The following is a 14,390-nucleotide window of genomic DNA, read 5'->3' as shown; positions in this document are numbered from 1 at the left end:
GTGACCAGGACATCGCGGGACGCGATTCATCAGGACGATGAATTGGGAGTATCAGGGAATAGGAACAAAAGAGTGGGCGGGTAAAACCGCCCCTTTTTTTCGCCTGCAGAAAAGTCCATTGCCAGGATCACGGCCCCTTGAGCCGCGAACGGCGGCCATAAAAAATGCCGCGTCCCGGCCGGGAGCGGCATTCATCGGCGATGCATGCAGCGAGCCTGGGCTTAGCGTTCCAAGTGCTGCAGTTTTTCTTTCACGCCATCCCATTGTGCCGCATCGGGCAGTGCGTCTTTGCGCTCGGTGATGTTCGGCCAGATCTCCGCCAGCTCGGCGTTCAGCTCGATGTATTCCTGCATGCCATCGGGTATCTCGTCTTCGGAGAAAATGGCCTGCGCCGGGCATTCTGGCTCGCAGAGTGCGCAGTCGATACATTCATCCGGGTGAATCACCAGGAAGTTCGGGCCTTCGTAGAAGCAGTCCACCGGACAGACTTCCACGCAGTCGGTGTACTTGCACTTGATGCAGTTGTCGGTGACGACGAAGGTCATTTCTAGTTTTCTCCTCGGGCTACGGCAGCGAGCCGCTCCTTGATCAGCAGCTCTCAGGCTCGGGAATCGGGCTGGCAGGCCAGGCTAATGACTGCAGCACTCCCGGAGCGCGCGGGATTCTAACAGCTTGTGGCGGGCGGCGTTAGACTCGCGCCTTCCATGTATATAACAGTTCGAGCGCCTTGCGCGGGGTCAGGTCATCCGGCTCGACGCGCTGCAGCTCTTCGAGCACAGGGTGCGGCAGGCTGGCGAACAGGTCGCTTTGCATCGGCGCTGCGGCTTTGCCGATGCCTGGTGTCGGCAGATCGTGAGGCAGGCTGGTGGTTTCCAGCCGCGCGAGGTGCTCGCGTGCACGCAGGATTACCGTTTCCGGTACGCCCGCCAACTGCGCCACCGCCAGGCCGTAACTCTGGCTGGCAGGGCCGGGCAGCACATGGTGCAGGAAAACGATACGCTCGTTGTGCTCGGTGGCATTGAGGTGCACGTTGGCGACCACCGGCTGGCTTTCCGGCAAAACGGTCAGCTCGAAATAATGGGTGGCGAACAGGGTATAGGCGCGTAGATGCGCCAGCTGCTCCGCTGCGGCCCAGGCCAGCGACAGGCCATCGAAGGTGCTGGTCCCGCGGCCGACTTCGTCCATCAGTACCAGGCTGCGCTCGCTGGCGTTGTGCAGGATGTTGGCGGTCTCGCTCATTTCCACCATGAACGTCGAGCGCCCGCCAGCCAGGTCGTCGCTAGAGCCGATACGGGTGAAGATGCGGTCGACCATCGACAGCTCGCAGCGCGCCGCCGGCACGAAGCTGCCGATGTGGGCGAGCAGCACGATCAACGCGGTCTGACGCATGTAGGTCGATTTACCGCCCATGTTCGGCCCGGTGATGATCAGCATGCGTGTGGCGTCGTCAAGCTTGAGATCATTGGCGACGAACGGCGTCGTCAGCACTTGCTCGACCACCGGGTGGCGGCCTTGCTCGATCAGCATGCACGGCTCGTCGACGAAACGCGGGCGATTGAGGTCCAGGTTCAAGGCGCGCTCGGCCAGGTTGCTCAATACGTCCAGTTCGGCAAGGGCCGCAGCGCTGTCCTGCAGGGGGCCGAGGTGGCCGATCAGTTCTTCCAGCAGGGCGTCATACAGTTGCTTTTCACGTGCCAGGGCGCGGCTCTTGGCCGACAGCGCCTTGTCCTCGAACTCCTTGAGTTCGGGGGTGATGAAGCGCTCGGCACCTTTTAGCGTCTGGCGCCTTATATAGTCGGCGGGCGCCGATTCGGCCTGCTTGCTGGGCAGCTCGATGAAGTAACCGTGTACGCGGTTGTAGCCGACCTTGAGGTTGGCCAGGCCGGTGCGGGCCTTCTCTCGGGTTTCCAGGTCCATCAGGTACTGGCCGGCGTTTTCGCTCAGCGACTGCAGCTCGTCCAGTTCGGCGTCGTAGCCGGTTTTCAGCACGCCGCCATCGCGAATCACCGCTGGCGGATTGTCGATGATGGCCTTGGCCAGCAACTCGGCGAGTTCCGGGTAGGTGCTCACGGTGCGCGCCAGGCTTGCCAGGTGCGGCGACTCCAGCTCGGCCATCGCGCTTTGCAAGGTTGGCAGGGCGGCGAGGGCGTCGCGCAGGCGCGCCAGGTCACGGGGGCGGGCGTTGCGCAGGCCGATGCGGGCGAGGATGCGCTCCAGGTCGCCGATCTCCTTGAGCTGCGGCTGCAGGTTCTCGAAGCGGTAGCGATCCAGCAGGCAGGCAATCGACTCCTGCCGCGCCTCGAGCACTGTGCGGTCGCGCAGCGGACGGTTCAGCCAGCGGCCGAGCAGGCGACTGCCCATGGCGGTCTGGCTGCGATCGACCACCGATTGCAGGGTGTTGTCGCGCCCGCCTGCCAGATTGACATCCAGTTCCAGGTTACGGCGGCTGGCGCCGTCGAGGATCACCGTGTCGTCGATACGCTCGTGGCGCAGGCTGCGCAGATGGGGCAGGGCGGTGCGCTGGGTTTCCTTGGCGTAAGCGAGCAGGCAGCCGGCCGCGCCGATGGCCAGGGTCAGCGTTTCGCAGCCGAACCCCTTGAGGTCTTGGGTGCCGAACTGCTGGCACAGGCTTTTCAGTGCGGTATCACGTTCGAAATCCCAGGGCGCGCGGCGTCTCGAGCCGCGGCGTTTTTCCGCTGGCAGGCCCTGCGGCCAGTCATCGGGAATCAGCAGCTCGGCAGGATTGAGCCGTTCCAGTTCGGCCAGCAGGTTTTCCCAGCCGGCGATCTCCATGACGCTGAAACGCCCACTGGTAATGTCCAGCACGGCCAGGCCGAACAGGTGCTCGTCGCCCAGCACGGCAGCCAGCAGGTTGTCGCGGTGTTCGTCGAGCAACGCTTCGTCGCTGATGGTGCCCGGGGTGATGATGCGCACCACCTGGCGCTCCACCGGCCCTTTACTGATGGCCGGGTCGCCGATCTGCTCGCAGATGACCACCGACTCGCCCAGCTTGACCAGCTTGGCCAGGTAGCCCTCGGCGGCGTGGTAGGGGATGCCGCACATCGGAATCGCCTGGCCGGCGGACTGGCCGCGGGCAGTCAGGGTGATGTCGAGTAGCTTCGCGGCCTTTTTCGCGTCCTCGTAGAAGATTTCATAGAAATCGCCCATGCGATAGAACATCAGCTGATCGGGGTGCTGGTTCTTCAGCCGCCAATATTGCTGCATCATCGGCGTATGGGAGCTGAGGTCGCTTTGGCTCATCGTGTCGAGTGTCCGGCTAAATAGCAAAAGCGCCTAGTGTACGGTATCGACCCCACCGCCTTTAACCCCGGAGCGCAGATGAATTTCGATGACCAGCCCCTGAGCAGGCTCGCTGCACGGCTTGGCGAGGCTTTGCAGGCGCATGGTGCGCAAGTCAGTACGGCCGAGTCCTGTACGGGCGGCGGCATTGCCGAAGCCATTACCCGCGTCGCCGGCAGTTCGGCCTGGTTCGAAGCAGGCTTCGTTACCTATTCCAATGGCCAGAAAACCCGCCAGCTGGGGGTGCCCGAGGCGCTGTTCGCCAGTGTGGGCGCGGTCAGTCGTGAGGTGGTCGAGGCCATGGCGATCGGTGCCCAGAGACAAAGCGGCGCGCGCTACGCCACGGCGGTCAGCGGCGTGGCAGGCCCCGGTGGCGGCAGCGTGGAAAAACCGGTTGGTACGGTATGGGTCGCCTGGGCGGATGGCGAACAGCTGTTCAGCAGGCGCTTCCAGTTCGCCGGCTCGCGGGATGCGGTGCGCGCGCAGACCGTGGAAGCGGCACTGGCAGGGCTGTTGCGACTACTGGCGCAAGAAAATCCATCGTCGGGGTAGGCGAGTGACGAACCCTGTGGAATAATACTGTCTACTTATACAGTTATTGGCCGTCAGGCCCTTCTGATCACGTGAGGAATGTAATGGACGAGAACAAGAAGCGCGCGTTGGCGGCTGCACTGGGCCAGATCGAGAAGCAGTTCGGCAAGGGCGCGGTCATGCGCATGGGCGATCATGATCGTCAGGCGATCCCCGCCATCTCCACCGGCTCCCTGGGCCTTGATATCGCTCTGGGCATAGGCGGTCTGCCGAAAGGCCGTATCGTCGAGATCTATGGTCCGGAGTCTTCCGGCAAGACCACGCTGACCCTGTCGGTGATCGCCGAAGCGCAGCGCATGGGTGCGACCTGCGCCTTCGTCGATGCCGAGCATGCGCTGGACCCGGATTATGCCGGCAAGCTGGGCGTCAACGTCGACGACCTCTTGGTATCGCAGCCGGATACCGGCGAGCAGGCCCTGGAAATCACCGACATGCTGGTGCGCTCCAACGCCATCGATGTGATCATCGTCGACTCCGTGGCGGCCCTGGTGCCGAAGGCGGAAATCGAAGGTGAAATGGGCGACATGCACGTTGGTCTGCAGGCGCGCCTGATGTCTCAGGCGCTGCGCAAGATCACCGGTAACATCAAGAATGCCAACTGCCTGGTCATCTTCATCAACCAGATCCGCATGAAGATCGGTGTGATGTTCGGTAGCCCTGAAACCACCACTGGCGGTAACGCCCTGAAATTCTATGCCTCGGTTCGTCTCGACATTCGTCGTACCGGCGCGGTGAAGGAAGGCGACGAGGTGGTCGGCAGCGAAACCCGTGTCAAGGTCGTCAAGAACAAGGTGGCACCGCCATTCCGCCAGGCCGAGTTCCAGATTCTCTACGGCAAGGGCATCTACCGTAACGGCGAAATCATCGATCTGGGTGTGCAGCACGGCTTTGTTGAAAAAGCTGGTGCCTGGTACAGCTACCAGGGCAACAAGATCGGTCAGGGCAAGGCCAATGCGGCCAAGTACTTGGAAGACAACCCGGAAGTGGGTCGCGCCATCGAAGGTCTGATTCGCGAGAAACTGCTCGTTGTCAGCCCGACGGTCAAAGCCAATTCGGCTGTTGAAGCCAACGCCGAAGCCGACCTCTGATCTGACCTGTGCCGGCCATACTGGATAACGTGCAGGCGGTGCGCCACACCGCAATGGATTTGTTGGCGCGCCGTGAGCATGGTCGTGTCGAGCTGGCGCGCAAGCTGCGCCAGCGCGGTGCCAGCGACGAACATATCGACGTTGCCCTCGACCGCCTGAGCGAAGAAGGGCTGCTCTGCGAAGCACGCTATCTGGAAAGCTTCATCGGTTACCGGGCACGCTCGGGCTTTGGCCCGCAGCGTATCCGTGACGACCTGTCCCAGCGCGGCCTGGCGCGTGCGGATATCGAACAGGCATTGCGCGACAGCGCAATCGACTGGCGTGCGGGCTTGCAGGAAACCTGGCAACGCAAGTATGCCGGGCAGTTACCGTCCGATGCCCGTGAGCGGGCCAAGCAGATGCGCTTTCTGGTTTACCGGGGTTACCCGATGGAGCTGGTCGGCCAGTTGCTGCGTGGGGCCTTCGAGGACTGACTCTTTCACGTAGCGGTTTGCCAGTAGCCAACCGTGCTGCCGCAGCACAGCCACGTTCCTGAAAACTCATGCTTGCCAATGAGCGCCATCACTGTGCGCGGTCCCGCCGTTCAGGACCGCCAGTGGTGCGGCTGATTGATCACGTCGAACAGCTCCCGCAGACGCCCGGTGTTGCGCCCGCTGAAGGCGAAGACCAGACGCGGCAGCATGCGCAGCTCGGCGGTTTCGGTCCGCTCCTCACCGCCCTGTTGCTGTTCGATTTCACCGTGCGTGCACAGATCGCTGAAGTGCAGATTCAGGTAGGCGAGGGCATCGTCATTCAGAGCATGGCGCAGGCGTACCACCAATTGCCCGCTCAACCAGCGGCTGGAATGGAAATTGGCGTAGAAACGATCGATTTCCCGGGCTGCCGATTCGGCATCGTGAACCAGGCGCATCAGGTTCAGATCGCTGGACAGGATGTAGCCATTGCTGTCGAGGTTCTGCTGGATGTAGTCGAGCAGCCCCTGCCAGAACGTGCCGTCAGGCTCGTCGAGGAGAATCACCGGGACCAGCGGGCTCTTGCCGGTCTGGATCAGGGTGATCACTTCCAGGGCTTCGTCGAGGGTGCCAAAGCCGCCGGGGCAAAGCACCAGCGCATCGGCCTCCTTGACGAAGAACAGCTTGCGCAAAAAGAAGAAGTGAAACGACAGCAGGTTGTCGCTGCCTTGCAAGGTCGCGTTGGCTGATTGCTCGAAGGGCAGGGTGATGTTGAAGCCCAGGCTGTTGTCCCGGCCGGCGCCTTCGTGGGCCGCTGCCATGATGCCGCCGCCCGCACCGGTGATGACCATCAGGTCATGGCGTGCCAGGGTGGCACCCAGGTCCCGTGCCAGTGCGTATACAGGATGGCCTGGCTGGGTGCGTGCGGAGCCGAATACGGTGACCTTGCGGCGGTGCCTGAAGCGCTCCAGCACGCTGAAGGCACGCTCCATCTCACGCAGGGTCTGCAGCATGATCTTGGCGTCCCAGCGGTTGCGATCGGCTTGGGCCATGCGCGCCACGGTCGCCAGCATTTCCCGGTACAGCGCCACGTTGGGGCTGTCCGGCGGGGTCAACCGAGCGGCCAGTTCGTCGAGGCTTTGCGTCAGTTGGGCTTGGCTGTCAGGGCTGCGTGGCGAGAGCTTGTTCGCGTGATCATCCATGCGCTGCTACCTCGATAAGCACCCCTGCGGCTTAACCGGCGTGGGCGCTATCTGTATTTCCCGGCCTACCTGGTTACAGGCGGCAGTCGGTCTTGTTGATGCGTTCGGTGGTTACCGGGCGGTTGCTCTGAATTTCGCTGAATTCGTAGCGCAGCACCGCACCGCTGGCCAGCAGTTTGCGGAAGCCGGGGTTGCTGCACACGCTGTTGGCCAGCTGGGCGCGCACGGTGTCAGGGTTGCCGCGCATCTGCGAGGCGTGGCCCGGGCGGACGCTGAGGTGATTGATCAGTTCGTTGCCCTCGACGGTGTAGCCCTGGTCGAGGATGTCTTCATTGATCGCGCGCGGTGTGCCGACGCTGCTTTCGCGTGCCACTTTCTCCAGCGTTTGCGTCAGCTCGTAGCCTTTTAACGATGCCGCCTGGGCCGTCGGCAACAGCAGGCTGACGAGAAGGGCGGAAAGGGCGATACGCTGCATTGGGCTGACTCCTGAAAACGGTGAGCGGGTATAGACCCGGCTCGCTTCTTTATGTTCGCTTTGGCGAAGGGGCTCGCCGGGTAACGGGCAGATGGTGGCAATCCCCGGCGGTGCATGGAGATTAGCAGGGCCGATGAGGTATTTATAAGTGCGCACTTGATAGACTACGCCCCCTCGTTGCTGGACCCCATGGCGACCATGTCCTTGTCTTTCTCCTTTCGTATCTGTTCGGGCTCCCGGAGTGCGCCGGCATGAGCCATGCCGTTGCCGCCTTACGTGCTGCGCGCCTGGCACGCAGCGTCAAGCCGTTTCTGGCCAGAGGTTCGCGTGCCGAGCGCTGTCCGGCTTGTCGGCTGGCGCGCAGCCACTGCCTGTGCGCCTGGCGGCCGCAGGTCTCGGCGAATGCGGGCGTGTGCCTGCTGATGCACGATGTCGAGGCGCTGAAACCCAGCAATACCGGTTGGCTGATCGCCGATGTGGTTGCCGACACCTCGGCGTTCGGCTGGTCGCGTACCGAGGTCGATCCGATGCTTCCCGCATTGCTGAGCGAGCCCCAGTGGCAGCCGTATCTGGTGTTCCCGGGTGAATACGCCGAGCCCGAACGCGTGGTGACCTCAGTGGATGTGGCGGCCGGCAAGCGCCCGATGTTCGTGATGCTCGATGCCACCTGGACGCAGGCGCGCAAGATGTTTCGCAAGAGCCCCTACCTGGACCATTTGCCCGTGCTGAGCCTGCAACCGGAAGCGCTGTCACGCTACCGTCTGCGCCGTTCCAAGCGTGATGACCATCTCTGTACTGCCGAAGTGGCAGCGCTGTGCCTGGAATTGGCCGGTGACGAGCGGGCCGCCGACGCGCTGAATGCCTACCTCGATGTGTTCAGCGAGCATTACCTGGCCTCCAAGGCGCCGCATGCCGTGGACCTGGACAACCCACTGCACCAGCGTCTCAAGGCGTTCCTGTAATGGGCTTCGGTTTCGGCCAGAGCTGGGCCAGCAGCATGCCGCCGAACATCAGCGCGCAACCGAAATAGCCGCGCGCCGACAGCGATTCACCGAGCAGCACGGCGCCGGCAATGGCCGCGAACACCGCCTCCAGAGAAAGGATGATCGCCGCATGGGAGGCGATGGCGTGTTTCTGCGCCACCACCTGCAAGGTAAAGCCCACCGCCACGCCGAATATTCCGCCATACAGAATCGCCGGCAGGGCCTGGATCAGGTCGGCGCTCGGCAGGTGCTCGAAGACCACTGCCAGCGCCAGGCTGATGACTGCGCAGGTGACGAATTGCACCAGGGCCAGCAACAGTGCGTCGTGCCGGGCGGCGAACACGCCTACCAGCAGCACGTGGATGCCCCACACGAAGGCCCCCGCCAGTTGTAGCCAGTCACCGGACGCGACCTGGAAACCCTCGCCGACACTGAGCAGGAACATACCGATCACCGCCAGTGACGCCCCCAGCCAGATGCCCGTGCCAGTCTTGTGGCCCAACAGCAGCCCGAGCAAGGGCACCACGATCACGTACAGGCCGGTAATGAAACCGGAGTTGGTGACGCTGGTGAACAGCAAACCGACCTGCTGCAGGTTGATACCGAGCGCCAGCACCGCACCCATCAGGCTACCGCCCAGCAGCAGTGGCCGACTCAGCGGCGAAGCCGGTTGCCCGTTGCGTCGTCTCAGCAGCACAACCAGCGGTAACAGCACCGCGACGGCCAGGGCGAAGCGCAGGCCGCTGTAGAGATAGGGCCCGATGGCATCCATGCCCATGCGCTGGGCAACGAACGACGAACCCCAGATCATGGCAGTCAGCAACATCAGCAGATCGGCGCGCAGCGCTTGGTTGGGCATCATCGGGCTCTTGGCAGGAAGGGCGCAGACTTTGCCGTAAAGCGCCGCGCTTGACCACCCCGCCCGCGCTGGGCATGCTGTTGGGCGCCGTACGCCACGCCGTCAGGCGGACGCAGTCTTGCAGTACGGCCTGCCTATAAAAAGAACAGGATCTGCCATGGTCGCTTACGAAATCCTGATAGCCGATGATCACCCCCTGTTTCGCAGTGCGCTGCAACAGGCCCTGACAATGGGGCTTGGCGCCGGTGTTCGGCTGGTCGAAGTGGCCAGCATCGCCGAGCTGGAAGCGCGACTCGCCGAAAAGACCGACTGGGATCTGGTGCTGCTCGATCTCAACATGCCTGGCGCCTATGGGTTTTCCGGGTTAGTGCTGCTGCGCGGGCAATACCCGCAGATTCCGGTGGTGATGATCTCGGCCCAGGAAGACGCCGCGGTCATGGTGCGTTCTCGCGAGTTCGGAGCGAGTGGCTTCATTCCCAAGTCCAGCTCGCTGGAGATGATTCAGCAGGCCGTGCGGCAAGTGCTCGACGGCGAGGTCTGGTGGCCGCCGCAAAGTGAGGAGTCGATCAGCCTGTCGGCCGAGGCGAAGGCTGCCAGCGCCGGCCTGGCCAGCCTCACCCCGCAACAGTTCCGGGTTTTGACCATGGTCTGCGAAGGGCTGCTGAACAAGCAGATCGCTTATGAGCTGAGTGTGTCGGAGGCGACGGTCAAGGCTCACGTCACAGCGATATTTCGCAAGCTGAACGTGCGCACCCGCACTCAGGCAGCGCTGCTGCTGCAACAATTGGAGTCTGTGCCGGCCGCCTGACAGCAGCGATTGTGCGGGATTTTTCTCGGTCTCTGGCGTACCCTGCCGGCCTTTTCCTGTCTTGCGGTTCGCTGTCTATGTCGCCATTCAAAGGACAAACCGGGTTCAAGCGCATCCTCAATGCAGCGGGCTATTCGCTGGATGGCCTGCGGGCCGCATTCGTTGGCGAGGCGGCGTTTCGGCAGTTGGTGCTGCTCAACGCGGTGTTGATTCCCGCGGCGCTGTTGCTTGACGTCAGCCGTGGCGAGCGTGCCCTGATGGTCGCCGTGTGCCTGCTGGCACTGATCGTCGAATTGCTCAACTCGGCGGTCGAAGCCGCCATTGACCGCATCTCGCTCGACCTCCACCCGTTATCCAAGACCGCCAAGGACATGGGCAGCGCCGCGCAGCTGGTGTCGCTGACGCTGATCGCCAGCGTGTGGGGCATTATCCTGCTTGGCTAACGCACCTCGGGCAGCACGATCTCGTCGCTGCGGCGAATGCCTGCGGTCAGCGCCCGGCACATGTCCAGAAATTCGCGCATGGCGGCGGTCTGGTACTTCTGGCGATGCCAGATGAAGTAGAACTGCCTGCGCAGGTCCAGGTCCGGCGTCTCCACCGGCACCAGGCTGCCGCGGCGAAAGGCATCGCGCAGCGCCAGGCGCGAAATGCAGCTGATACCGAGGCCCGATTCCACGGCGCGCTTGATCGCCTCGGTATGTTCCAGCTCCAGGCGGATGTTGAGAGCGTCGGAATGATGCCGCATGGCCTGGTCGAAGGTCAGGCGCGTGCCGGAACCCTGCTCGCGAAGAACCCAGGCCTCACCGCTCAGCTCGCGGATGCCGGCATGACCGCGCTGGGCAAGCGGATGCTGGGGGGCGCAGAACACCACCAGTTCGTCCTCGACCCAGCTCTGCACCTCGATATCGGGGTGGTTGCAGTCACCCTCGATCAGACCCAGATCAATTTCGTAATGGGCAACCTGTTGCACGATATGCGCAGTGTTCTGAACGTGAAGTTTCACCTGGCTTTCCGGGTGCTCTTTCATGAAGCCGCCGATCAGCAGGGTCGCCAGGTAATTGCCAATGGTCAGGGTGGCGCCCACGGCCAGCGAACCGAAACCGGATTTACCCTTGAGCAGGTCCTCGATTTCCTTGGCCTGGTCGAGCAGCGCCACGGCCTGTGGCAACAATTGCCGCCCGAGGGCGTTGAGGCTCAGGCGTTTGCCGGCGCGGTCGAACAGCTGGCAGCTGGACTGCCGCTCCAGCTCGGTTATCGAGGTGCTGGCGGCCGACTGTGACAGAGCGAGCAGGGTGGCGGCTCGGGAGACGCTCTCCTGCTGGGCGACGGCGACGAATACCTGGAGCTGGCGGAGAGTAAATCGCATATCTATATAACCGATAACCTATATCTTGATAATTCATTTAACAGATATTGTGGCCGCGATTAGAATGCCGCGCAATTGCGCTCAAGAATCAGCGCGTCTGACGTTTTTAGGAGCCTCTAAATGAGCAACATGAATCACGAACGCGTTCTCAGTGTGCACCACTGGAACGACACGCTGTTCAGCTTCAAGTGTACCCGAGATCCGGGCTTGCGCTTCGAGAATGGCCAGTTCGTGATGATCGGCCTGCAGCAGGAAAACGGACGCCCGCTGATGCGCGCCTATTCGATCGCCAGCCCGAACTGGGAAGAGCACCTGGAATTCTTCAGCATCAAGGTGCCAGATGGCCCGTTGACCTCGCAGCTGCAGCATCTCAAGGAAGGCGACGAAGTCATCATCAGCAAGAAGCCCACCGGTACGCTGGTGCTGGATGACCTGAATCCCGGCAAGCATCTGTATCTGCTCAGCACCGGTACCGGCCTGGCGCCGTTCATGAGCGTGATCCAGGACCCGGAAACCTACGAGCGTTTCGAGAAGGTGATCCTGGTTCACGGTGTGCGTTATGTGAATGAGGTGGCCTACCGCGAATTCATCACCGAGCACCTGCCACGCAACGAGTTCTTTGGCGATGCGTTGAAGGAAAAGCTGATCTATTACCCCACCGTGACCCGCGAGCCATTCGAAAATCAGGGGCGCCTGACCGATCTGATGCGCAGTGGCAAACTGTTCGCCGACATTGGCCTGCCACCGATCAATCCGCAGGATGACCGTGCGATGATCTGCGGCAGCCCGAGCATGCTCGACGAGACCAGCGAAGTGCTCGACAGCTTTGGGCTGAAGATCTCCGCGCGTATGCGTGAGCCGGGGGACTATTTGATCGAGCGCGCCTTCGTCGAGAAGTAATCTGATGAGCAGCTGCGCGTCGGCTCTGCTGCGTTGAAACCGAAATAAAAATGCTCATGTACAAAAGTACACTCCGCTTTTTATTTCGGTTTCGCCTTTCAGCGCTCTAGCTCGCAAGCTCCTTGAATCAGTAAAAAACCGGAGCGTCTTTAGGCGCTCCGGTTTTTATGCCCACATCAAAGGCACAAAAAACGGGAGCCTTGGCTCCCGTTTTTCTTTGCCGCTGACGCTTATTCGTCCATCTGCGACTGCAGGTAGTTCTGCAGACCAACTGCCTTGATCAGGCTGAGCTGGGTTTCCAGCCAGTCGATGTGCTCTTCCTCGGACTCGAGGATTTCTGCAAGCAGTTCGCGGCTGGCGTAGTCGCCGATAGTTTCGCAGTAGGCGATGGCTGCCTTCAGGTCGATGTGCGCCTTGTGCTCGATTTTCAGGTCGCACTCGAGCATTTCCTGGGTGTTCTCACCGATCAGGATCTTGCCCAGGTCCTGCAGGTTCGGCAGGCCTTCCAGAAACAGGATGCGCTTGATGAGCTTGTCGGCATGCTTCATCTCATCGATGGACTCGTGGTACTCGTGCTTGCCCAGTTTGGTCAGGCCCCAGTCCTCGTACATGCGGGCGTGCAGGAAGTACTGATTGATCGCGACCAGCTCGTTGCCGAGGATCCTGTTCAAATGCTGGATAACCGTCTTGTCGCCTTTCATGCTGAAGCCCTTCCTGCCTGGAAATAAGTAACCGATGGCGAATTCTGGGCTTGCCAAATACGACTGTCAAACGTAAGTTATTGAAATATAAGTAAAAATAAATATAAATGAGAGTGTTTAAGTTGTGCGTCTTGACGCTAACTCATTGAATTCTAGGCATAAAAAAACCGGATACAGGATCCGGTTCTTGATAAAACAGGCGATTCAGGCAGCAACAAAATTTCCTGGATAGGCCATGGCCACCTGACTTTGCTGCACTTCGCCCAGCGTTTCGCGTACCACCTGCTTGGCCAGGCAAGCGCATTTGCCACACTGACTGGCAACGCCCAGCGTTTCACGGACTTCACGGTAGCTGCAGCAACCTTCGTAGATTGCTTCGCGGATCTGACCGTCGGTGACACCTTCGCAGAGGCAGACGTACATAGGCTTGGCCCGTCACTTGGCTGAGACTGATGGCAAAGGATACTAATGTTAATGAGAATGCGTGTCAAAGATAAACTGGCTGTTGATTGGCACCAATTCGTGACTTTGGATGAGCGGTAATTCAGCCTGGCTGGTCTGCTCGTTGAGCGGCGGTGCGGCCTGGATTGCGGCGAGCTTTCTTGCCGCTTGCGAGCGGCGTGAAGACGTATGGCCGCCCCGTTGGAATCTATCTTCTCGGGCCGCTGCGGCGGAACATGAGCATAAAAAAACCGGCTCGCGAGCCGGTTTTTTTACAGATCAGGATTCAGTCGATCTGCGTGCACAGCCGTTCTTCCAGGCCGAGCATGATGTTCAGGTTCTGCACGGCAGCCCCTGAGGCACCCTTGCCCAGGTTGTCGAGCCTGGCCACCAGCAGGGCTTGCTTGCCGCTGCTCGCGCCATATACCTGCAGTTCTGCACGGTTGCTGCCGTTCAGCCCGTGAGGGGTGACGAATGGCGCCGAATCGGCCGGGATTTCGTTGTAGGGCAGTACCTGCACGAAATGTTCGCCCTGGTAGTAGGCGGCCAAGGCGTTTTGCAGGGCTGCGCCGTCGCAGCCCTGCAGCGGGATCATCACCAGCATGCCCTGGTCGTAGCTGCCGACCGCTGGCTGGAAGATCGGCCGGGCGTGCAGGCCACTCCAGTGCTGGATCTCCGGAATATGCTTGTGATCGAAGCCGAGGCCATAGGCGGCGTATACCGGGGCGTCGTCCTGCTGGTAGCGCTCGACCATCTTGGTGCCGCCGCCGGTGTAGCCGGAGACCGCATTGATGCATAGCTCGCGATCCGCGCTCAGCAGGCCCGCTTCGATCAACGGACGCAGCAGCAGGATGGCGCCCGTGGCGTAGCAGCCGGGGTTGCTTACCGCACTGGCCGTGGCAATCGCTTCACGCTGCCCCTTGGCCAGTTCGGCCATGCCGAACACCCAGTCGCTGGCGGTGCGGTGTGCGGAGCTGGCATCCAGCACCCGGCAACCGACTTCGCGTGCCTGGGCAGCGGTCTCCTTCGCGGCGTCGTCGGGCAGGCACAGCACGGTCACGTCGACCGAACGCATCAGTTCGAGCTTGGCGTGCACGTCACGGCGCTTGTCGTGGTCGATGGTGACCACCTCGATCTGCGGGTGGTTGGCCAGCCGCTGGCGGATCTGCAGACCCGTGGTGCCGGCCTGTCCATCGATGAAAATCTGGTATTTTTTCATGGCAT

Annotated in this window: 16 protein-coding genes; 7 read left to right on the top strand and 9 right to left on the bottom strand. The window is 61.7% G+C overall.

Annotated elements, in window-relative coordinates; genetic code table 11:
- Positions 1–221: 221 nt before the first annotated feature.
- Both fdxA and mutS read right to left on the bottom strand, forming a co-directional pair.
- On the bottom strand, positions 222–545 hold the full coding sequence (gene fdxA / locus ACZ0AV_RS07550) for a ferredoxin FdxA (protein WP_499150461.1): 324 nt from the start codon (positions 543–545) through the stop codon (positions 222–224).
- A gap of 142 nt (positions 546–687) precedes the next feature.
- The gene (gene mutS / locus ACZ0AV_RS07545) at positions 688–3,261 is read right to left on the bottom strand and encodes a DNA mismatch repair protein MutS (RefSeq protein ID WP_499150460.1); all 2,574 of its coding nucleotides are present in this window, start codon (positions 3,259–3,261) and stop codon (positions 688–690) included.
- 78 nt (positions 3,262–3,339) lie between these two features.
- Between mutS and ACZ0AV_RS07540 the strand changes: the two genes are divergently transcribed.
- The 3 genes from ACZ0AV_RS07540 (at position 3,340) to recX (ending at position 5,452) form a co-directional block, all read left to right on the top strand.
- A complete protein-coding gene (locus ACZ0AV_RS07540; protein ID WP_499150459.1) occupies positions 3,340–3,852 on the top strand; it encodes a CinA family protein in 513 nt (170 codons plus the stop codon).
- A gap of 83 nt (positions 3,853–3,935) precedes the next feature.
- The gene (gene recA, locus ACZ0AV_RS07535) at positions 3,936–4,979 is read left to right on the top strand and encodes a recombinase RecA (protein ID WP_499150458.1); all 1,044 of its coding nucleotides are present in this window, start codon (positions 3,936–3,938) and stop codon (positions 4,977–4,979) included.
- Positions 4,980–4,987: 8 nt separating this feature from the next.
- Positions 4,988–5,452 (top strand): recombination regulator RecX, encoded by a 465-nt coding sequence (gene recX / locus ACZ0AV_RS07530; RefSeq protein WP_499150457.1) that lies wholly within the window; start codon positions 4,988–4,990, stop codon positions 5,450–5,452.
- A 110-nt stretch (positions 5,453–5,562) separates the two neighbouring features.
- Here recX and ACZ0AV_RS07525 read toward each other — a convergent pair whose 3' ends face one another.
- Both ACZ0AV_RS07525 and ACZ0AV_RS07520 read right to left on the bottom strand, forming a co-directional pair.
- Positions 5,563–6,633, bottom strand: a complete 1,071-nt coding sequence (locus tag ACZ0AV_RS07525; RefSeq protein ID WP_499150456.1) for an LOG family protein — start codon at positions 6,631–6,633, stop codon at positions 5,563–5,565.
- 73 nt (positions 6,634–6,706) lie between these two features.
- Positions 6,707–7,108 (bottom strand): quorum-sensing-regulated virulence factor family protein, encoded by a 402-nt coding sequence (locus ACZ0AV_RS07520; RefSeq protein ID WP_499150455.1) that lies wholly within the window; start codon positions 7,106–7,108, stop codon positions 6,707–6,709.
- A 251-nt stretch (positions 7,109–7,359) separates the two neighbouring features.
- On the opposite strand from ACZ0AV_RS07520, the gene ACZ0AV_RS07515 reads away from it, so the two are divergent.
- On the top strand, positions 7,360–8,070 hold the full coding sequence (locus tag ACZ0AV_RS07515) for a tRNA-uridine aminocarboxypropyltransferase (RefSeq protein ID WP_499150454.1): 711 nt from the start codon (positions 7,360–7,362) through the stop codon (positions 8,068–8,070).
- On the opposite strand, the gene ACZ0AV_RS07510 is transcribed toward ACZ0AV_RS07515, so the two are convergent.
- A complete protein-coding gene (locus ACZ0AV_RS07510; protein WP_499150453.1) occupies positions 8,054–8,950 on the bottom strand; it encodes a DMT family transporter in 897 nt (298 codons plus the stop codon). The genes ACZ0AV_RS07515 and ACZ0AV_RS07510 overlap by 17 nt on opposite strands.
- A gap of 157 nt (positions 8,951–9,107) precedes the next feature.
- Here ACZ0AV_RS07510 and erdR point away from each other — a divergent pair, with 157 nt between their 5' ends.
- Both erdR and ACZ0AV_RS07500 read left to right on the top strand, forming a co-directional pair.
- Positions 9,108–9,758, top strand: a complete 651-nt coding sequence (gene erdR, locus ACZ0AV_RS07505; RefSeq protein WP_499150452.1) for a response regulator transcription factor ErdR — start codon at positions 9,108–9,110, stop codon at positions 9,756–9,758.
- A gap of 71 nt (positions 9,759–9,829) precedes the next feature.
- Positions 9,830–10,201, top strand: a complete 372-nt coding sequence (locus ACZ0AV_RS07500) for a diacylglycerol kinase (protein ID WP_499153323.1) — start codon at positions 9,830–9,832, stop codon at positions 10,199–10,201.
- Here ACZ0AV_RS07500 and ACZ0AV_RS07495 read toward each other — a convergent pair.
- The gene (locus tag ACZ0AV_RS07495; protein ID WP_499150451.1) at positions 10,198–11,124 is read right to left on the bottom strand and encodes a LysR family transcriptional regulator; all 927 of its coding nucleotides are present in this window, start codon (positions 11,122–11,124) and stop codon (positions 10,198–10,200) included. The genes ACZ0AV_RS07500 and ACZ0AV_RS07495 overlap by 4 nt on opposite strands.
- A 120-nt stretch (positions 11,125–11,244) precedes the next feature.
- Between ACZ0AV_RS07495 and fpr the strand changes: the two genes are divergently transcribed.
- Positions 11,245–12,024 carry a ferredoxin-NADP reductase gene (gene fpr, locus ACZ0AV_RS07490; RefSeq protein ID WP_499150450.1) on the top strand — a complete coding sequence of 260 codons (780 nt, stop codon included), beginning with the start codon at positions 11,245–11,247 and terminating at the stop codon, positions 12,022–12,024.
- A 230-nt stretch (positions 12,025–12,254) separates the two neighbouring features.
- Here fpr and bfr read toward each other — a convergent pair whose 3' ends face one another.
- From bfr to argC, 3 genes are all read right to left on the bottom strand, one after another.
- Positions 12,255–12,725, bottom strand: a complete 471-nt coding sequence (gene bfr / locus ACZ0AV_RS07485; RefSeq protein ID WP_499150449.1) for a bacterioferritin — start codon at positions 12,723–12,725, stop codon at positions 12,255–12,257.
- 204 nt (positions 12,726–12,929) lie between these two features.
- Positions 12,930–13,148 (bottom strand): bacterioferritin-associated ferredoxin, encoded by a 219-nt coding sequence (locus ACZ0AV_RS07480; RefSeq protein ID WP_070883855.1) that lies wholly within the window; start codon positions 13,146–13,148, stop codon positions 12,930–12,932.
- Between the two features lie 304 nt (positions 13,149–13,452).
- Entirely contained in the window at positions 13,453–14,385 is a 933-nt protein-coding gene (argC, locus tag ACZ0AV_RS07475) for an N-acetyl-gamma-glutamyl-phosphate reductase (RefSeq protein ID WP_499150448.1), read from the bottom strand.
- Positions 14,386–14,390 lie beyond the last annotated feature (5 nt).

The organism is Pseudomonas sp. AC532, from assembly GCF_979258965.1.
The sequence above is the reverse complement of the archived record's forward strand: the minus strand, read 5'-3'. Positions and strand labels throughout refer to the sequence as shown.